Annotated in this window: 8 protein-coding genes and 2 pseudogenes; all 10 read left to right on the top strand. The window is 65.3% G+C overall.

All coding sequences use genetic code 11. The annotated features are described in order from the left end of the window. Positions 1 to 2: 2 nt before the first annotated feature. Positions 3 to 989: pseudogene (locus tag B9A11_RS22570) on the top strand (hypothetical protein); the annotation flags it as partial. A gap of 847 nt (positions 990 to 1836) precedes the next feature. After that, positions 1837 to 4236, top strand: a pseudogene (locus B9A11_RS22115) (hypothetical protein); the annotation flags it as partial. 680 nt (positions 4237 to 4916) lie between these two features. Next, the gene (locus B9A11_RS22465; protein WP_058248286.1) at positions 4917 to 11162 is read left to right on the top strand and encodes a calcium-binding protein; all 6246 of its coding nucleotides are present in this window, start codon (positions 4917 to 4919) and stop codon (positions 11160 to 11162) included. 526 nt (positions 11163 to 11688) lie between these two features. After that, positions 11689 to 12384, top strand: a complete 696-nt coding sequence (locus B9A11_RS11985) for a LuxR C-terminal-related transcriptional regulator (RefSeq protein ID WP_083499884.1) — start codon at positions 11689 to 11691, stop codon at positions 12382 to 12384. A 198-nt stretch (positions 12385 to 12582) separates the two neighbouring features. Next, positions 12583 to 13902, top strand: coding sequence for a nucleotide sugar dehydrogenase (locus tag B9A11_RS11990; protein ID WP_058248288.1), 1320 nt, complete (start codon positions 12583 to 12585; stop codon positions 13900 to 13902). Positions 13903 to 13913: 11 nt separating this feature from the next. Then, the gene (locus B9A11_RS11995) at positions 13914 to 15383 is read left to right on the top strand and encodes a glycosyltransferase (RefSeq protein WP_058248289.1); all 1470 of its coding nucleotides are present in this window, start codon (positions 13914 to 13916) and stop codon (positions 15381 to 15383) included. A 54-nt stretch (positions 15384 to 15437) separates the two neighbouring features. Next, entirely contained in the window at positions 15438 to 16523 is a 1086-nt protein-coding gene (locus tag B9A11_RS12000; RefSeq protein WP_058248290.1) for a hypothetical protein, read from the top strand. Positions 16524 to 16621: 98 nt separating this feature from the next. Next, entirely contained in the window at positions 16622 to 18034 is a 1413-nt protein-coding gene (locus B9A11_RS12005; RefSeq protein WP_083499885.1) for a mannose-1-phosphate guanylyltransferase, read from the top strand. Beyond that, positions 18024 to 19478, top strand: a complete 1455-nt coding sequence (locus B9A11_RS12010; RefSeq protein WP_143595873.1) for a right-handed parallel beta-helix repeat-containing protein — start codon at positions 18024 to 18026, stop codon at positions 19476 to 19478. The genes B9A11_RS12005 and B9A11_RS12010 overlap by 11 nt, the downstream gene beginning before the upstream one ends. Before the next feature lie 4 nt (positions 19479 to 19482). Continuing rightward, a complete protein-coding gene (locus B9A11_RS12015) occupies positions 19483 to 20934 on the top strand; it encodes an MBOAT family O-acyltransferase (RefSeq protein WP_058248293.1) in 1452 nt (483 codons plus the stop codon). The last annotated feature ends 7 nt before the right edge of the window (positions 20935 to 20941 follow it).

The following is a 20941-nucleotide window of genomic DNA, read 5'->3' on the forward strand; positions in this document are numbered from 1 at the left end:
ATGTGGTCATCCTCGGCAACTCGGTCCGCTCGGTTCTGCGCGGCGGCACCGGGGGCGATACGGTTCTGGGCGAAGGCGGCAACGACACGATCTTTGGCGCCACGCAGACCGGCGGCTCTGGCGACGAAACCATCGAGGCGATCCGCGGCGCGGATGTGGTGGATGGCGGTCAGGGTGACGACGTCGTCTATTCCGCCTATGGCGCGGCGACGGTGCACGGCGGCTTTGGCGATGACATCCTCGAAGGCGCGCTGTGGGGCAGTGCCGAGCTGCACGGCGATTACGGCAACGACACGATCGTGGTGCATGACGGCGAACAATGGGACGGCACGCTGGGGCCGCAGGTCGTCCTGTCGGGCGGCGAGGGTCTGGATACGCTGATCCTTGGCTACGGGCGCTTTCACCTCGAAGGCGCGCCCGACTTTGAGGAATGGTCGGGCATCGCCGAGGGCACCCCCTGGCCCAAGATCGACCGGGTCGTGCTGGACGACCGCAACACCGGCTACAACCTGCCGCAGATCGTCGACATCACGCTGGACGACATCGAGGTGGTGGATTCGCACTTTGGCAATATCAACCTGACCCTGACCAGCGCCGCCGACCTTAGCGCCCATGTCATCAACGCCATTTCGGTGACCACCGGGGCGGGGAATGACCTGATCGAGATGACCCTGCGCAGCGATGAACACTTCAACGGGGCGCAGCATGACGCGACCCTCGCGGGCGGCACGGGCGACGACAGCTATCGCATTTGGGAAGTCGGCAACGACAAGAGTTTTGCGATCCAAGAGACCGCAGGCGGCGGCTATGACACGCTGTATTTCGCCGCCACTGGCGCGGTGCAGCTGGACGAGCACGTTGAAAAACTGGTTCTGGAAAACTGGGCCGTGGCCACCGGCAGCGACGGCGACGACCTGATCGTCGGCTCCGAGTATAACGACACCATCCAAGGCGGGCAGGGCGACGACACCCTGCAGGGCGGCGAAGGCCTTGACGTGCTGCGCATAGATGCCGCCCAGCCCGAGTTCGAGGTCACCGCGCTGGGCGACGGGATGTTCGAGATCCGCGACACCGTGGCAGACCGCTTTGGCACCGACACCGTGTCGGGCTTTGAACGGGTGGAGTTCACCGACGCCACCTATGACTTTGCCGAAATCGTGCCCACGGCGGCGCATCTGGCGGGGATCGCGTGCTACATTGATGGCAGCGTCGAACAGCGCATGGTCTTTCCGTTCTGGGACAGCCTTGGCGACGATCCGGCGCGGGACTGGGACTTCCTCTACCTGTCGCAATCCATGGACGCGGGCTATGAACTGGGCAATCTGGTCGTCCACGACATCAACTTTGCCATTGGCGAGAGCCACATATTCGCGCTGGCGGATTTCGGCCCCGGCGATGACAGCCTTGGGTTCTGGGGCACGCGTCAGGTCGGCAGCGCCGACATCAACGTGCTGAGCGCCGCGCAGGCCGAAGATTTGGTCGACCTGACCGCCGATGGCCACCTGAGCGTCGACAGCATGGACAGGCTGGCCGAGCTGGGCGGTGCGGGCTCTGGCATCCTCGTGTTTGGCGTCGAGGTGACGGACCGCTTTGGCTTTGGCTCGGTGCTGCCGGTGACGGTCTGGGGCGACGCCTATGAGTGGTCCGAGTTCAAATCCGACGCGCTGTTCCAGCTGAACCAGTTCTACCCGGATGACTTTACGCTGTATGGCGGGGACGGTGACCAGACCTTGAACGGCTGGATGTTCGACGACCAGATCTATGGCGGCGCGGGTGACGATGTGATGAACGGCGACGTGCTGCAACCCGGCGAAGCGGTGGACGAACTGCTTGGCTTTGACGACCAGCTGTTCGGACACGCTGCTGGGCGGCGTTGCGGGCAGCGACACGCTGGACGGTGGCACCGGCGCGGACCGGATGGAAGGCGGCACCGGCGCGGATGTCTACTACGTCGACAACTGGGGCGACGTGGTGGTCGACAGCTGGATCGAGAACAACGTCGAGGCGGGCAACCATATCATCGCGCAGATCGACTGGATGCTGGGCACCGAGGCGCGGCGGCTGACGTTGGACCTGTTCGCGGATGCAGGGCAGGGGTCCAGCGGCGATGACACGCTGACCGGCCACGCGGGGGCGAACACGCTGCACGGTGGCGCGGGCGATGACCTGCTGAGCGGGCTTGGCGGCGCGGACATGCTGTCGGGCGGTGCGGGCAATGACACGATCTACGGCGGCGTTGGGCAGGACATCGCGGCCTATGACGCGGCGCTCGAAGACATGGGCTTTGCGCTGGATGACTACGGCGTCTGGACGGTCACCGACCTGCGTCCCGCGGGCACGCCGGGGCATTTCGGCACCGATACGCTGATCGGGGTCGAGGTGATCGCGGTCCGCGGTGAGCTGATCACCCTCGAGGCCGCCGCCAGCGCCCGCAAAGAGGTGGCGCTGCTGGACGGCTCTGACCTGTCGGGCATGGTGCAACTGGCCACCGACATGCCCGAGGGCACGGTGCTGGGGCGCGTGACCCTGTCGGGGGCGCTCAATGGCGCGCTCTATGACTGGGACATCGCTGTCACCGATCCGCCGGGCGCGGTCACGCTGAACGGGCGCGAGTTGCGGCTGGACGACCCGTCCAAGCTGGTGGCGGGGCAGGACGTGACGCTGGAGATCGTGTTGACCTCGGGCGACACCCAGATCACCAGCCATTACACCGTTGCTGTGGGCGACGTGGGCAGCGCCGCGCTGCCGGGCGCTGTTCTGCGCTTGGGTGACACGGGCGAGACCATCGACGGCGGGGCAGGCGCGGACACGATCCTTGGCGGCGTGGGCGACGACCGGATCACCGACACCGGGGCCGAGCAGACGCGCCCCGACACCGATAGCATCGTGCTGACGCTGGGGCTGGACACGCCCGCCGCCGCCGATCCGCAGGACGTGCGGGTGCTGGCGGGTGGCACCGTGGTCCTGACCACCACCACCGACGCCTTTGGCGAAAGCCCCGTCGAGGGGCTCACCGGGACGCGCGACATCTTTGTCAGCACCACGGGCGGGCAGATGGCGCTGGCCAGCGTCGACCGCTACGGCTTTGCGCTCGAGGGGGACAGCACCCTGCTCGACGTGTCGGACGATGGCCGCTACGTGCTGTTCAACAGCGCTGCCGACGCGGGCTTTGGCACCACCGGCCAGCAGGTCTATCGCTTTGATACGGTGAACCTTTTGCTGGAAATCGTGTCGGTGGATGCGCCGATCGGGGCCATGGTGGACGGGGTCGATACCGGCGGCAGCGCCGGCAGCCTCAGCGCAAACGGCCAGCGCGTCCTGTTCCAGAGCAACACGCTGTCCGGCGACGGCACGCAACAGCTGTACCTGCGCGACATGACGACCGGTGCGGTGACCAAGCTGACGGGCGGCTCTGGCTCGCCGCAAAAGGCGCAGATCAGCGCCGACGGCCAGAGCGGCGTCTTTGTCTATGGCAACGGGCTGATGATGCAGGTCGACCTGACCACGGGTGCCCTGACGCCGCTGATCAACCGGGTTGGCGCGTTCTCTTACGCGTCCGACGCGGAGCTGATCGCCTATGAAACGCAGGAGGATGGCGTCCGCCAGGTCTATCTGCGCGATCTGTCCAATGATCAGGTGACGCTGGTCTCGACCGGCCTTGATGGCGCGGCAGAGGGCGGCGCGTGGGCTCCGGTGGTGTCTGACAACGGGCGCTACGTCGCCTTTGAAAGCGCGGCGGGCAACCTTGTGCTGGATGGGGCGGATGACGGCCCGGGCGATGGCCTGACGCGGGTCTATGTGCATGACCTGTGGACCGGGGCTTTGGCAGCGGTGTCGGAGCGCGCGTCGTCGCAGCCGATGCTGGTGGCCGGGCAGATCGGCTGGGTCGAGATGGGTGAAATCCACCTGCGCGACTTGACCTTCCTGTCCACCGTCGGAGGGGATGACCTGATCCTCGCCGGGGATGGCAATGACACCGTGGGTGCTGGGGCCGGGGCCGACAGCGTGCTTGGCGAGGCCGGGAACGACAGCCTGTCGGGCGCTGCGGGGAGTGACACGCTGGACGGTGGCATCGGCGATGACACGCTGGACGGCGGCGCGGGCGCGGATACGCTGATCGGTGGTGAAGGGGCGGACAGCCTGTCCGGCGGGGACGGCGACGACGACCTGTCCGGCGACACTGGCCGTGACACCCTCAGCGGCGGCGCTGGGGACGACACGCTGATCGGCGGCGAGAACACGGATACGGCAGTTTTCGAGGCCGACTGGACCCAGATGCAGGTCGAGGCCGTGGCGGGCGGCTACACCGTCACCGACCTTGGCAGCCCGGCGAGCCTTGGCACCGACACGCTGATCGGGGTCGAGCAGATCGCCTTCGACAGCGGCACCCGGTCCTTCACTGGGGCCGTCGCCGACGCGGTGAACCAGGCGCCCACCGACATCACCCTGTCGGCGAACGGCGTGCAGACCACTTCCGCCGCAGGCACGCTGATCGGCACGCTGTCGGTCACCGATGTGAACGCGATCTTTGGCGATTCCGCGACGCTGACCCTTGCCCGCGCGACGCTCAACTGGTCGCCCGAGCTGTTCATCGCGCTGGTCCAGACCGACGCAGGCTATGAGCTGCGCACCACCACGGACCGCATCTTTGACCGCTGGGAAGGGCTGGCGGACTTTACCCTGACGGCGACGGACCTTGCGGGGCTGAGCTACTCCAAGACCTTTGCGCTGGACGTGCAGCGCGGGGTGCTGGTCACTGGCACCGACGCGTCCGAGACGCTGACCGGCGGGATCGGCGACGACACCCTGCGCGGGATGGGCGGCGACGCACGCTGCTGGGCGGCGATGGCGACGATCTGTTCCTTGGCACCGGCGGCTCTGACCTTGCGTGGGGTGGGGCGGGCAACGACACTTTCGTGGGGCAGTTCGGCCTTGATCTGGCTGCGCAATACGAGGGCTGGCAGAACTTCCGTTTCCACGCCCTTGCGAATGGCGACATACAGGTCACCGACCTGCGCGACCGCTATGACGCGGATGACCAAGGCGTCGACATTGTGCGCGGGGCGAATATCACCATCGACGGCAGCCTGTATTGGTCGCCGGACATGGGGGTGGACGCGCTGACACCGCTGGCGCCCACCGACATTACGCTCAGCGCCAGCGCGGTGGACGATGGCGCGGGGGCTGTGGTCGGCACCCTGCGCGCGGTGGATGGCAACGCCCCGCTGGGCGATCTCAGCACCTTTGCCTTTGCCGATGCGGCTGGGGGGCTCAGCGCCGCGCAGGCCGCCGCGCTGTTCGAGATCGTAGTCTTGCCCAATGGCCTGAGCGAGCTGCGCACCCGTCTTGCGGACAGCGCCGCCCGGATCGAAGGCGGCGTGAGCCTTGCGCTGGCCGCCACCGATATGGCGGGCCTCAGCGTGACGCGCACCCTAAGCTTGACCGCAGGCACGACGGACCGCGCGATCACCGGCACCGACGCGGACGACCTGATCCAAGGCGGCGCGGGCGATGATACGATCCTCGGCGGGGCCGGGGAGGACACGCTGATCGGCGGGCTGGGCAACGACCGTCTGGACGGCGGCGCAGGCGAGGCCGACGTGGCGCGCTACAACGTCGATTGGAGCGCGGTGACCATCCTGCGCAGCGGCGAGGACACGATCCTGACGACCCTAGAGGGCAGCGATACCCTCAGCGGTGTGGAATTCGTCGAGTTCCGCTCGGCGCGCCTGTCCATCGACGCGCTGCGCGGCACCCCCGCCAGCGACGTGACGCTAGGGGACAGCGTGGTGCCGGGCATGGCCAGCGACGGCACCCGCATCGGCCTGTTGCAGGTCACCGACGCCGACCTTGCGCGCGGCGACGTGCAGAGCTTTGCCTTTGCCGACGCTGTGGGCGGCCTGAGCGCGGCCGAGGCGGCGGCGCAGTTCGGGTTTCAGACCGACGGCGTGGACACATGGCTGGTGGCCAAGGGCGGTGTCGACTACGCGGCGGGGCCGGATAGCCTGCTGATCGCGGTCACCGCCACGGGCCTCGACGGCCTGAGCGCAAGTTTTGACCTGGGCCTTACCGTGACCCCAGAGGGGCTGGTGACCGGAACGGCGGGCGCGGACGTGCTGCGCGCAGGCTCTGGCCCGACCGAGCTGCGCGGCCTTGACGGCGACGATTTGCTGATCGGCGGGGCGGGCGCGGATACGCTCCAAGGCGGCGCGGGCGATGACAGCCTGACCGGCGCGGGCGGCGATGACACGCTGATCGGCGGGTCGGGCAGCGGCGACGTGGCGTTCTTTGCCGAAGGCTGGGACGACGTGACTGTTGTGGCCGAAGGCGGCGGTTTCCGCGTCACCGGCGCCTCTGGCAGCGATCTGCTGACTGGGGTCGAGCTGTTTGACCTGAACGGGGCGCGCGGGGCGGTGGCGGATGCCATTTCCGCCTCTCCGCAGAGCATTCGCCTCTCCACCCACAACGTGCTTCAGACCCTCGGGATGGGCGACGTGGCGGCGGTGATCCACGCCTATGACCCCAACACCGCCTTTGGCGACACGGTCAGCCTGCGCATTGTCGATGCGCCGGGGGGCTTGACGGCGACCGAGGCCGCGGCCCTGTTCACCATCGAAGGCGGCAGCCTGCTGCGCGCGGGCGATCTGCTGAGCCACGGTCTGGCCTTTACCTTCGCGATCGAGGCGACGGACGCCGCAGGTCACAGCCTGATCCAGAGCTTTGACATGGCCGTCGACCGGGTCAACCAGCACATCCCTGTGGCGGTGGGCGATGACTTTACCGGGGCCCCGGTCAGCGAAAGCACCACGGCGCAGTTCGACCTGATCGGCAACGACACCGACGGTGACGCGAAAGCTCCCTTGCGGATTTCGCAGCAGGACGGCGCGCGGGTTCAGGTTGTGCAGTTCGGCAACTTTACCCCGTTGGGCGACCCCCAAGAGCTGCTGAACCTCGGCACGGTGCAGGTCACCCGCGCGGCGCTGTTCGCAGCGCTCGAGGCCGGGATCAGCACCCAGGGCGGGACGCTGGTCGTGACCCTGCCGGACCTTGTGACCGAGGCGAGCTTTGCCAGCGGCGGCACCTACCTGTCGTCCCTGCCGCTTGCCGAGGCGCGGCAGATCCTCAGCGATATGGTCCTGACGGTCAGCTATTACGCCGAGGACAGCTTTGGCGCGCTGTCGGGCCAGCAATTCGAGCAGCTGAAATTCACCGCCGAGGATCAGGCCGCAACCGGCACCACTGGCAGCGAATGGATCGCGCTGGACACGCCGGGCATCTACGCGGGCAGCGGCGCGGCGGATACGGTGCTGGGCAGCGACGGGCACGACCTGCTGCACCAGATCAGCGGCGCGGCTACTGTGGATGCGGGCGCGGGCAACGATATCCTCAACTGGAGCACCTCTGGCGACTACACCGGCGGGGCGGGCGATGACACCATCCGCTACGTCGATGTGACAGACGGCGCGACGGCGCTGATCGACGGCGGCACCGGCAATGACGAGATCACGATCTTTGACATTGGTGCGGGCCATGTGACGCTGACCGGCGGGGCGGGGAACGACACGTTCATCGTCTTCGACAGCCTTGGGAATTTCGGCGATGCGCCGAGCGGCCATGTGATTGCCTACGAGGGCGTGACCTTTGCCGAGATGCAGATCAACGCCAGCAACCCGCAGGCGGTCACCATCACCGATCTGCGCGACGCCAGCGTTCCGGGCCATTTTGGCAGTGACACGCTGATGCTGCTGTCCGGCCAGCCGTTCCAGAACGTGATGGTCGAGATCGGCGGCGTTTTGGGCGCGCTCTTGGATGCGGTGACGCAGGCCCCGAGCGATCTGACGCTCTCGGTCGACAGCTTTACCGAGACGCGCGCGCTTGGCGATTTGATCGCGACGCTGACGCCGGTGGATGCGAACAGCGCCTTTGGCGACACGGTGAGCTTGCGGATTGTCGACCGCGCGGGCGGGCTAAGCGCGGCTGAGGCGGCAAGCCTTGTGACGCTGGACGGGTTCGATCTGCGCACGGCGGGGACAAACCTGCGGATGTACGGCGACACGCTGGATCTGGCGTTCGAGGCGACGGACAGCACCGGGCAAAGCACGGTTTTTGAACGCTCGATTGTGATCACTGCGGCCAACCTGCACGCCCCGGTGGCGGGCGGTGGCCGTGTGACCGGCGGCGAAGGCGACACGCTGCGCATCGACCTGCTGACCGGCGCAAGCGATGCCGACCCGCTGGACGTGGTGTCGGTCCTGAACCTGCCGCAGGGCGCGGCGGGGGCGCTGACCCTCGACGCGGTCACGCTGCAAGCCCCCTATGCCCGCATCGACGTTCTGGCGGGCGGCACGGTCGAGGTGGCGGGCGTCACCTATGATCTTTCCGAACTGGCACAGGCGCTGAGCGACGCGCTGTTCGATGCGGGTACCGGGCTGGCGCGCCTTGACGGCAGCACGCTGTCGCTGAGCTTGCCGCAGGTCTGGCAGGATCTGCTGATGACCAGCGATGGGGAGGGGGGCTTTGACCGGCTTGGCGTCACCATCGGCTATAGCGTTGTCGATCAGGACGGGCGTGTGTCCGCCAATCGCGGCGCGGCGCAGGTCAACTTTGACGGCGCGGATACGGTGCTGACCGGCACCAGCGGGGCCGAGACCCTGACCCTGAGCGCGCCGGGCACGATCCTTGGCGGCGGCGGGGCGGACCTGCTGATCGGCTCGGACGGCCACGACCGGCTGGAGCTGGGCGACGGCGTGGGCACCGTGCAGGGTGGTTCGGAAGACGGTGCCGGCACCGTCAGGGGTGGCGCGGGCGACGATCTGTTGATCGGCACCGGCAGCGGCACCGCCGATTACGGCGATCTGACGGTTGCCGACGTTCAGGTCACCCACGCCCATACCGACGTCTACTGGGTGGACAGCGCCCAAGGCGCGGACACGCTGGAGGGGCTGGACCAGATCACGCTGGACGGTGCGTCTTACGCCCTTGCCGATCACTTGCCCCAGACCGCGGCCATCGGCACGGTCTGGGCCAGCCTCAGCGCCAGCGACATCAACCCGGGCGAAAGCTTTGCCTATCGCTTTGTCGATGCGGCGGGGGGGCTCAGCGCGGCGCAGGCGGCGGAGCTGTTCACCATCCAAGGCGATAAGCTGCGGGTCGCGGGCAGCGATCTGCTGGCCTATGGGCCTGCGCCGCAGATCGCCATCGAGGTGACGGACAGCGCCGGGCTGACCCATACCCAGACCTTCGATCTGAGCATTGACCGGGTCAACCTCGGGCGGCCTGTCGTGAACGGCACCGACCGGGTGCTGAGCGTCGACGAAGACGCAACCCTGCGCTTCAACGTCTTTGACTATGTCACCGACCCCAACAGCTTTGACCCGTTGACGCTGCATGTGGACGGCATCTTTGCGCCGCAGCTGGACATCTACGCGAGCGATTACCAATGGCGCGTCAGCGATCCGGTCAGCAGCGTGCAGGCGGATATCGCCGCCAGCCTGACCATGACCGAGGACGGCTGGGTCGAGATGACGCTGCCCGACTACCTGCCGGATGTGATGATCGAATGGGACGGGGCGTTGTTCGACATGTCCGACTACACCAGCTTCTTTACCGCCGTGTGGTTGGAACTGCGGGTGGCGGTGACGGACACCCTGTCGCCCGAAGGCGACTTCCCGACCTTTGTGCCGTTCGAGATCTATTTCAACGGCTCGGACGACACCGTCACCGGGACCACCGGGGCGGACACGATCACCCTGACCAGCGGCACGGTTGTCCAAGGTCTGGGCGGCGACGACACGGTGACCGGCAGCCTCTTGCGTGACGTGATCGTGCTGGGCGACGGCGACGCCGTGGTGTCCGCCGGGGCGGGCAACGATACGGTGGTGCTGGGCGCGGGGGCCGCGTTGATCGACGCAGGCGCGGGCGATGACACGATCATCATGACCGGCTCGGGGGCGGCGACGATTCAGGGCGGCGCCGGGAACGACCTGATCGAGGCGCAGGGCAGTGGCGCCATCGCGCGCTTTGACGGGGTCTTGTGGTCGGATCTGGCGTTCAGCACCACGGACAGCGGCGCGCTGGTGGTCACCGATATGCGTGATGCGTCCATCGCCGGGCACCTTGGCAGCAACACGCTGTCCGGCGTCAACGCGCTGGAGGTTGGCGACCAGCGGGTTGCGACCGCAGCCCTGACACCGCAGGCGGCACAGCTGACCCTGGTGGATCAGGCGCTGATGGGGCGCGGCCTTGTGGCCGGGTCCATCGTGGCACGGATCGCCGCCGAGGACGGGAACGCGCCCTTTGGCGACACCCAGAGCTACGCCTTTGCCGATCTGGACGGCGGTCTGAGCGCCGAGTTCGCAGCCCAGGTCTTTGGTTTGGTCACGACCGACACTGGCGTCGAGGTCGAGCTGCTGCTGCCGCGTGCCTTGCCGCGCTCTGGCGACATCCTCTTTGCCATCACGGCCACCGGCAGCGACGGGCTGAGCACCCATCTGGAGCTGAGCTACGCTCTTGCGCCGGATCGGATGATCGTGGGCCTCGAAGAGGCGGACCGGATGCGCGGCACCGGCGCGGCGGACAGCGTGGTCGGGCCGGACACTGTCAACGGCGGCGAAGGTGTCGACCGCGCGGTCTATCGCGGCTCTGACGCGGGGGTCACCGTGGACCTCTCGCTGGGCGAAGGCCAAGGCGGCGACACAGCGGGCGATGTTCTGACAGGCATTGAACGGGTGGTCGGGTCGGAGTTTGCCGACACGCTGCGCGGCGACGCGGGCGACAACCTGCTGTCGGGCAACGCGGGCGCGGATAGCCTGTGGGGCGGCGCGGGCCGCGATGTGTTGTCGGGCGGTGACGGGGCCGATACGCTGATCGGCGGCGCAGGGGATGACCGGCTGTTTGGCGGCGCTGATGCTGACCGTTTTGTGTTCGCCCAAGGCTCTGGCCACGATCTGATCCTGGACTTCGGGGCCGAGGATGAGATCGCGGTTGATACGGCGCTGTGGCAGAGCATTGGCGCGCCCGAGATCACGGCCTTCCTGACCAACAACGCGGTGGAGACGGGCGGCGCGGTCGAGATCCGCTTCTCTGAAACGGACAGCGTGCGGGTTGTGGACGTCACGCTTGCCCACATGTTGACGCAGGCCGATCAGTTCGTCTTTGTCTAAGCGGTTCTGAAGCGCGATGAGGCCAGCTTTGCGCCCTCTTCCGACATTGCGGCGGGAGGGGGCCGCAAAAGGCGCTTGTGACACAAAGATTCGCTCAGATCACCGTGCGGCTCAGGCGATTTTTTCATTCTTTGCGCGGGTTTGCTGCGGCTGCGTGCTGAAATTTACGACAATTTAACCTAGTTTGCCGGTTTTTCATGGGGCATCGCAGGCACGCCCGCTTCATTTGTTGACTCGAAAATAGACCGATTCTACCCTTGGTAGCGTAAATTGTTCTTGGATCTATAGGTCAAGGCCAAGCCATGCGGACGCGTGCCTGTATTTTGTCCGAACTGCAAGAGCAGACGCCACCTACTGCACGGTGGGAATAACCAAAATATTGAATACACCCCAAAAGAAAAACAGGGGCCGGACTTTCGGAGGGATCGCAGACCTGTCTTGCGATTAAAAGTTTCGGTTGAATTTTTTCAAAAATGGCCAAAAGGCCGATTGATTTCTATCGGGAGGACGACGATGGAGATTTTTTATGGGACTTGTGGAAACGCGGACCACGGATGATTCGAAAACGGATGACGCTATCGTGTGCCAATCCGTTTTGTTTGTTGATTCCAACCCGGCGCTCAGTCATGCTTTGGCATTGCATTTTGATGCCATTTTAGCCGGAAGCTGTCAGGGTGTGAAGCTGAATGGCGACAGTTTGATTGAAACGCTTTGCGATTGGAAACCTGATGTGTTAATTGTTGATCCTGGGCAGCTGACTCTTGGTCCAGAGCAGGACTTATGTGACTTTTCATCTAATATCCGTCGCGCCTGTGGAGATATTCGCTTGATCGGATATTGCGCGCGTATGGATGATGTCATGCTGCGGGCAGTTATTGAGGCCGGATTTGTCGGCTGTGTCGGCAAAGATAATGATCTAGAACAGCTGGATATTGCGCTTCGGGCGGTTTGTGGCGGTGCCATTTATATCGACCCCACCTATGCGCAATTCTTTCACGCCACCATAGGTTCTACACCTTTTGATGATCCAATTCTGAGCGATCGTGAAAGAGAAGTCATCGTTCGTACTGCGCGTGGGCAGCAGGCGAAACATATTGCGCACGCTCTGTCTATCAGTTCCAAGACTGTGGATACGTATAAATCGAGGGCTTTGCAAAAGCTGGGTTTGAGCAGTCGGGCCGAATTGGTCGACCATGCAATCGCTCAAGGCTGGCTTGGCTGAGACATCGTTTTCCTAGACCTTACATGCACCACTCCTTCTTTTCGGAAGGGGTGGTTTAGTTATTTAATTCAATGGCTTGAATGCTTTGCCCTGCCTGTCGGGACTCTGCCTACAGCTGTAGGGAACTTACCGACTGGTCCGATTTTCTGCACTGCGGCACGCTGAGTTTGAAACGTATTTCAGCTCAAAGAGGTCAACATGGCGCGGATCAGTATTTTCGGAATTGGGTATGTCGGGGTCGTCGCGGCGGCGTGTCTTGCGCAGGATGGTCATGACGTAATTGCCGTGGATGTGGATCAAGGCAAGATCGACGCGATCAATGCCGGTAAATCCCCGATCGTGGAAAAGGGACTTGGCCCCTTGGTGGAAAAGGTCGTGGCCGCCGGGCGTTTGTCGGCCACCGCCGATATCGAATATGCCATTCAAAACACCGACGCGTCATTTGTCTGTGTTGGCACGCCCTCTGCGCCGAATGGGGCAGTTGGTCTTGTCTATGTGGAAAGCGTTTGCAAATCCATCGGAGAGGCGCTGGCCAAGAAAGACGGCTTCCATTCGGTCATTATCCGGTCGACCATCGTACCGGGGTCGTGTGAAGGTACCTGTATTCCAACGCTCGAAGCGGAGTCTGGCAAAAAAGCCGGTACAGAGTTCGGCGTCGGATATTATCCAGAGTTCCTGCGCGAATCCACCGCAATCGAAGACTATTACGATCCCGGTTTGATTGTCTTCGGGTCGATGGACAAGCCGACGGCAGCAATTTTGAACGAATTGAACGCGCCTTTGGATTGCGAAATTCACTCGGTCGATCTGCGCACCGCCGAGATGGTCAAATACACCTCGAACACCTGGCGCGCGGTCAAGGTCACCTTTGCCAATGAAATCGGCAATATCGCCAAGTCCTGCGGCTTGGACGGTCAGACCGTGATGGAAATCCTGTGTTCTGATCTCAAGGTGAATATCTCGCCTTATTTCATGCGTCCCGGCTTTGCTTTTGGGGGCTCTTGCCTGCCGAAAGACGTGCGCGCATTGCGCCATTTGGCGGCAGAAAACAAAGTCGCCGCCCCCATGCTGAACGCGGTGCTCGAAGCCAACGCCGCCCAGATCGCCCGCGCCGAGACCATGGTTGAAACCACCAAGGCGAAAAAGGTCGGCATGGTTGGCGTCAGCTTTAAGCCCGGCACCGATGATCTGCGCGAAAGCCCGCTGGCCGAACTGGCGGGGCGGCTCATCAAGAACGGCGTTGGCGTCGAGATTTACGATCCCTTCGTGCACGAAGCCTTTGCCGAGCAGAACTCGACTGCCGGGCGGGGCAACGATGTGGTGCCCGATCTCGAAGGCCGTCTGGTGGGCGAGTTGGAAAAGCTGATCGCCGACAACGACGCGATCATCGTCGGCAACATTTACAAGGATGCGCTGGCCGAATTGACCGCCGCAGCGGGCACCAAGCCGACCATCGACCTAGCGCGGCTCGACCGGAAAAAGGTCTCGGGCGGCAGCTATTCCGGCATCTGCTGGTAAGGGGCGGGCACATGCTGGGGCATCTTGCGTATCTCTCTGCCATCGTGGTGCTGGCGTCCTTTGCCACCACCCAGATGCTGGGCGCCGCCAAGGAAGCGGCGCTGGTGGTCGGTGCCCTTGGCATGTGGCGCTATTCCTGGGCGGCGCTGAATTTCTCGCGGGCGGTGTGGTTTCGCCTGCGGGTCCACCCGCGCCGCCGCCGCATCGCCGAAGGGCGGTTCGCCGAAACGGGGGTGCGCGCCCATGCGTATTTCCTTGTGACGTCTTACAAAATCGAGCCAGAGGTGACGATCCCAGTCTATCGCTCGGTGTTTCAGGCGGCGCAGAACGCGCGCGACGGGGCGACGATCGTGGCGTCGGTGGTGGATGGTGCGGATGAGAGGATCATCCGGCAGGTGTTCCAGACCGCGCAGTTGGCCAACCCAAACCCCCATGTGCAACTGATCCTTGACCGGATCCCGGGCACCGGCAAGCGCGACGCGTTGGCCCGCAGCCTGCGCCTGATCGGGCGGCAGATGCCCAGCTCGAACGACGTGGTCGTGGTGGTCGATGGCGACAGCTGTGTGCCGCCGGACCTGATCGCCAAGACCGCGCCGTTCTTTACCGATCCCAAGGTCGGCGCGCTGACCACGGACGAGGCGGTGGACATCCCGCAGCCGGGTCTGTTCCGCGACTGGTTCCAGCTGCGCTTTGACCAGCGGCAAGTCATGATGTGCTCGATGGGGCTGTCCAAGCGGGTGCTGACCCTGACCGGGCGCATGTCGGTCTTTCGCGCCAGCCTTGCGGTTGAGCCCAGCTTTATCCGCATGGTGCAGGCCGATTTCATCGACCACTGGCGGCTGGGGCGCGTCGATTTCCTGACCGGAGACGACAAGTCCACGTGGTTCTGGCTGATGAAGGAGGGCTACCAGATGCTCTATCTGCCGGACGTCAGTTCGCTGTCGGCGGAAACCCAGCCCAAGCCCGGTTTCTTTGAAAGCGCCTCTGTGCTGATGGTGCGCTGGTTCGGGAACATGCTGCGGACCAATGGCCGCGCCTTGCAGCTGTCGCCGCGCAAGATCGGCTATTTCACGTGGTGGTCGATCCTGGACCAGCGGGTGTCGATCTGGACGACGCTGGCCGGGCCGATCCTGGCGATCACCGCGACGCTGGCCTTTGATCTGGCGGTGCTGCCCGCCTACATCGCCTGGGTCATGCTGACGCGTTACGTCTTTGTCTGGGTGATCTCGGCGTTTCGCGGGCGCATCGGCTTTCCCATCACCTTTCCGTTCCTGCTGTATTTCGGTCAGCTCTTTGGCGCGCTGGTCAAAAGCTACGTCTTCTTCCGGCTCGACCGTCAGCGCTGGACCCGCCAGTCCAGCGGCCCGGCCGGCACGCGGACCATGGCCGACCGGCTGCTGGCCGCCAGTTCGCTGCACATGCACGCGCTGACGCTGGGTTGGCTGGCCATCGGGCTGTTCTGGTTCGCCGGGATGTTCTGACCGCCTTTTCCCCTTGATTTTCCATAGAAATTTCTCTGCCAAGGAGTGCCTTTCATGTCCGAAGTCCACACCAACACCGCCGATCTGCCGCCCGACTTCATCCTCGACAGCGAACACCCTCAGGTGCGTCTGCCCTTTACGGTCATCCTCGGCCAGCGCCAGCTGCGCGGCGAGAGCCTGTCGGTGGCCAAGGCCGTCGCCACCGGGCTGGTCAACCGCGCCAAGGATGGCAACACCGGGCCTGCGACGCTGCGCTTTGATCTCGAAGGCTTTGCGGTCTCGATGCCGGTGGATGTGCGCCTGCAAGTGGCCGACGCATCAGAGGACGCGCAGGTGGTGCTGCATTTCACCAACCCCACGGGGCCGCATCTGCCGGTGCTGCGCTACATCCTCAACAGCTATATTTCCGGCGACGTGGTGTCGGTGGGCGGGATGCTGAACTACACCGGTCCGGTCAAGATCAAGCCCGCCGTCGCCAAATCCCGTCCCGGCCTGCTGTCGCGCGCCGCCACGCTGGGGCGCAAGGCGGTGGTGCTGGCGCTGACCGTGGGGCTGATCGCGGTGGCGGGCAATATCCTGCACGACCGCGTGGTCTTTGCCTACGAGCCGCGCCCGGTCAAGCTGGTGCAGGACGGGCAGATCATGCGCGCCACCACCGGCGGCCAGATTTCCTACGTCGATGCCGAAGCCGCCGAGGGCGAGGTGGTCTATTCGCTGCTGTCCAACTCCGGCGATCTGCTGAGCTTTCGGATGCCCTGCGATTGCGCGCTGGAGCCCACTGACGCCTTTGCCATGGGCTCCACCGTGATGCCCGGCGCGCCCTTGGTGCGGCTGGTGGATCAAAGCGGCGATCTGACCGCCACCACAGAGATCACCTTTGACGGCACCGCGCGTCTGCTGGCGGGGGATCAGCCAGAGCTGGTGCTGGCCGATGGCCGTGTGGTGCCCGTGGGGCTGGAGCTGCTGGTGTCCGACCAAGGCTCGGGCAGCGGTCAGCCGGTGTCGGTGATCCTGCCCGAAGGCGCCGATCTGGCCGCCGGCGACAGCGCGCGCCTGCGCTTTGAACGGCAGATGTTTGGCCCTCTGCGCGAGACGCTGGGCGCGTGGATCGCTGCGGCGCAGGCGCGCATGGCGGGGTGACCTTTTGATGCGGCGGGCCGCGCGCCCGTTGCCCCCAAACTGCTCAGAAACTGCTCAGAAACTGTCCAGAAACGGCTCAGAAATCGGAGAAATTTCAAATGACTCAGATTGTTCCCATTATCCTCTGCGGTGGCACCGGAACCCGGCTGTGGCCCATGTCGCGCAGCCAAAGCCCCAAGCAATTCCACAAGGTGGACGGCCCCGCTTCGCTGACCTTCTTCCAGACCACCGTGCAGCGCCATCGCGGGCTTAGCTACGGCGATCCGGTGGTGGTCACCGCCGCGGCGCATCTGCCCGCCGTGCGCCGCCAGTTGGCAGAGCTGCAATGCCCCGCCGAGATCATCGCCGAACCCGTGGCGCGCAACACCGGCCCCGCCGTACTGGCCGCCGCACTAGAGGTCGCCGCGCGCGACCCCGAGGCGCTGATGATGGTGCTGCCGTCCGATCACGTCATCAACGGCAACATGGACGAGGTGGTGCAGCGCGCCATTGGTCCGGCGATGGATGAGCGCATCGTGATGCTGGGGATCAAGCCTTTGTACCCCGAAACCGGCTATGGCTACATCTGCGACGGCGGCGCCTATACCACCCATCCCGGCCTACGGCGCGTGGCGCATTTCATCGAAAAGCCGCCCTACGACGAGGCGTTGGGGCTGATGTCCACGGGCACGGCCTTTTGGGCGTCGGGGATTTCGCTGTTCTCGGCGGCCACCATCATCGAAGAGTTCAAGCGCCTCGACCGGCGCACCTACGAAGCGGTGGAACTGGCCGTCGGCAACGGCGAGCGCCGCGAGGGCGAATTGCACCTGAACGCCGACGCCTTTCGCCGCGCCGAGAACGAGCCGACAGAGCGCATTGTCTTTGAAAAGACCGAACGGGTGGCGCTGTTGCCCGCCGCGCTGGATTGGAACGACGTGGGCAGCTGGACCTCGATCCACGGGGTGGGCAAGGCCGACGCGCAGGGCAACGTCTTTCATGGCGATGTGATCTCGACAGAGACGAACAACGCGCTGGTGCGCTCCGAAGAGCGTCTGGTGGCGCTGGTCGGCGTGCCCGATGTGATCGTGATCGACACACCCGACGCGCTGCTGGTCACCCAGCGCGGGCGCTGTCAGGACGTCAAGACCGTGGTGGATCTGCTGCGCAAGGAAGAGCGCGCCGAAGTGCGCCGCCACCGCCGCAACGAATACGCCTGGGGGCAGTCCATGCGGCTGCACAGCTCGGCGGCCTATGACATGTCGATGCTGCGGATCAACGCGGGCAACGCGCTGGCGATCGACCCGCTGCCGGGGCGGCGCTTGATCATGGTGCAGGGCAACCTTGACCTGTTCGACGGGCTGCGCCGCCGCCGCCTGACGCCGGGGGAACATGCGGCGCTGGACGGGGTGCCCTCCAACCGGGTGACCAACAACACCGACGACGAGGCGGAAATCCTGCTGATGACGCTGCGCTCGTCGATCATGGCGGGGGCGGGCAACACCTACTCCGAGGTGCCGCGCCATGTTTCCTAGGATCGGTCTTCCAGTTGGCATGGCGTTGGGCCTGAGCCTGCTGGCGGGCGTGGCCCAGGGCGATCCGGTCGAGACCGTGATGGCCGAGCTTGCAGTGATGCAGCAGGCGCTGGCGGACGAGGTTACGCGCCTCGATACCCCCCGCCAGTTGCCGGTGCGCGGTGACATCCGTCCCCACGCTGTGTCCGCGTCCCCCCAGCCTGCAACGCTTGACGTCATGGATTTGCGGATCGCCCTGGTCCGGCTGGCGCGGGTGGTCGGGGCCAATGACCAACTGTCGGTGCTGCTGGCGCAGCCGCAGGATCGGGTGCAGGTGCTGGCGGTCCGCGGCGGCCGGGTGGATCTGGACACGCTCTTGGCGCGCGCTCAGGCGCTGGGGCATCTGGGGCCGGATGGTCTTGGGCTGCCGGTGGTGGTCGAGCCGGACGCGCAGCTGGTGATCGGCGGCGGCACGCTGCCGCTGGACCGGGCGCAGGGCGCCTTTGTGGTGAACTTTGGCCAGCTCGAGGTGATCGGCGGCACCATCGCGGGGCAGGGCCGGGCCCCCGCCCGCGTGCCACAGTTCCGGCCTTTCGTGGTGACGGCGGGCACCGGGACGATGGTGCTGCGCGGGGCCAAGCTGCGCGCGCTTGGCTTTGGCCGCAGCCCGGCCTTTGCGGGCGTTTCGGTGATCGAAGGCGGGCTGTACCGGCCCGACGCGCCGGTGGTGATCGACGGGGCGCTGTTTAGCGACGTCCAGAGCCTCAGCCTTGTACGGGCGCACAGCCCCCTGGTGGCGGATGTGGTCTTTGCCGGGGCGGCGGGCAACGCGCTGGAACTGGTCGGCACGACCGGGGCGCATGTCAGCGGCGCGCGCTTTCTGCGCATCGGTGGCGACGCCATCCGCATCGAGAAGGGCGCGCAGGCCACGTGGTTGCGCGACATCGAAATCTACCAGACCGGCGGCAGCGGCATTCGCCTGCGTCAGGCCAGCCACGGCACCCGCATCGAGGACACGCTGATCTGGCAGCCCGCCAAAGAGGCGCTGGCCGCCGACCGCTCCGATTGTTTGCAGGTCAGCGGCCTGCGCGCGGTGGGCGCGGGGCAAAAGGGTGTGTCGCTGCGGCGCACGCGTGCTTCGGCGCTTCGTGACAGTGCGATCCTTGCCTCTGGCAGCGCCGGGATCATGGTCGCCGACCAACCCGTCGGCACGGTGCTGGCGCTGTCCGGCAACCGCATCGCGGGCAACAAGGTGGGGCTGACCACCGCCGCCCCAGCCGAGCTGCATCTGGCGCAAAACGATTTTTCCCAACAATTTCCCCGATTTCTTCAGGGCGACGTGCAGGGCGACACGGGGCGGCTGATTGCCGACCTGACCGGCACCAAGCCGCTTGTGATGCTGGCGGGCGGTGCCCGGGACACCTATCTGCCCGCGCTGTCCTGCCCCACCCAGACCGGAGGTTGACGCCATGGTATTCAGTTCGGAATCCTTCCTTTTCCTGTTTCTGCCGCTGTTTTTGATCGCCTATTACCTGACCCCGTGGAAGGCCAAGTCCTACACGATTTTGGCCGGGTCTTACGTGTTCTACGCGTGGTGGCGGGTCGATTTCCTGGGGCTGCTCTTCCTGACCACCGGCTTTGCCTACCTCGTGGGCCAGCGCATCGCCGCACACCGCGGCACCCGCGCCGCCAAGGGCTGGCTGGCGGTGGGTGTGATCGGCTGCCTAGGGGTGCTGGGGGTCTTTAAGTACCTGAATTTCTTCATCGACAGCTTTGCCGCGCTGGTGGGCACCGATGCGGCGGGTCTGGGGATTCACTGGCGGTTGCTGCTGCCCATCGGCATTTCGTTCTACGTCTTCCAGGCGCTCAGCTTCTTGATCGACGTCTACCGGGGTGACGCCAAGGCCGACGCGCGCTTTATCGACTTTGCCGCCTTTATCGCGCTGTTCCCGCAGCTGATCGCCGGGCCGATCCTGCGCTACAAAGACCTCGAAGACCAGTTCCGCGAGCGCAGCCATTCGCTGGAAATGTTCTCGGACGGGATGGCGCGGTTCCTGATTGGTCTGGCGAAAAAGGTGCTGCTGGCCGATGCGGTGGCGCCCCTTGCGGACCTTGCCTTTGGCAACTCGGGCGAGGTGGGGGTGACGCTGGCGTGGCTGGGGGCCATGGCCTACATGCTGCAACTTTATTTCGATTTCTCGGGATATTCCGACATGGCGATTGGCCTTGGCAAGATGATGGGCTTCACCTTTGTCGAGAATTTTCGCTACCCCTATATCTCCAAGTCGATCACCGAGTTCTGGCGGCGCTGGCATATCTCGCTGTCGAACTGGCTGCGCGATTACCTCTACATCTCGCTGGGCGGCAACCGCAAAGGGGCTGCGCGCACCTATGCCAACCTGATGACGGTGATGGTGCTGGGCGGGCTGTGGCACGGCGCGAACTGGACGTTTGTGCTGTGGGGGTTTTGGCACGGCGGGCTGTTGGCGATCGAGCGGGCCACCGGCCATGACCGCCGCGCGGCGGGGCAGGTCTGGGCCTTGCCGGTGACGCTGCTGGCGGTGTTGATCGGCTGGGTGATGTTCCGCGCGGTCGACGTGACCCAAGGCTTCCAGATCTACGCCGCCATGTTGGGCGCCAACGGCTGGGCCGGGGATGTGTCGCTGTGGACCGAGGTCACCCGCGAGAGCATCGCGCTGATGTGCATTGCCATCGTCGTCGCCTGGGCCGAGCCGCGCCTTGCGGTCTGGCTGGATACCATGGCCGCGCCGCAGACCCCCGGCGCGGACGGGACCACCGCCGTCGCCGTCCAGCCGGTGGTGCAGCTGGCGCTGTCGCTGTTCGTGCTGTCGGTCGGCGCGCTGACGATCCTCAAGCTGGCCGAGCAGAACTTTTCCCCCTTTCTCTACTTCCAATTCTGAGGTGTGC

Origin of the sequence: Tropicibacter naphthalenivorans (assembly GCF_900176475.1) — a bacterium.
Classification (GTDB): Bacteria; Pseudomonadota; Alphaproteobacteria; order Rhodobacterales; family Rhodobacteraceae; genus Tropicibacter; species Tropicibacter naphthalenivorans.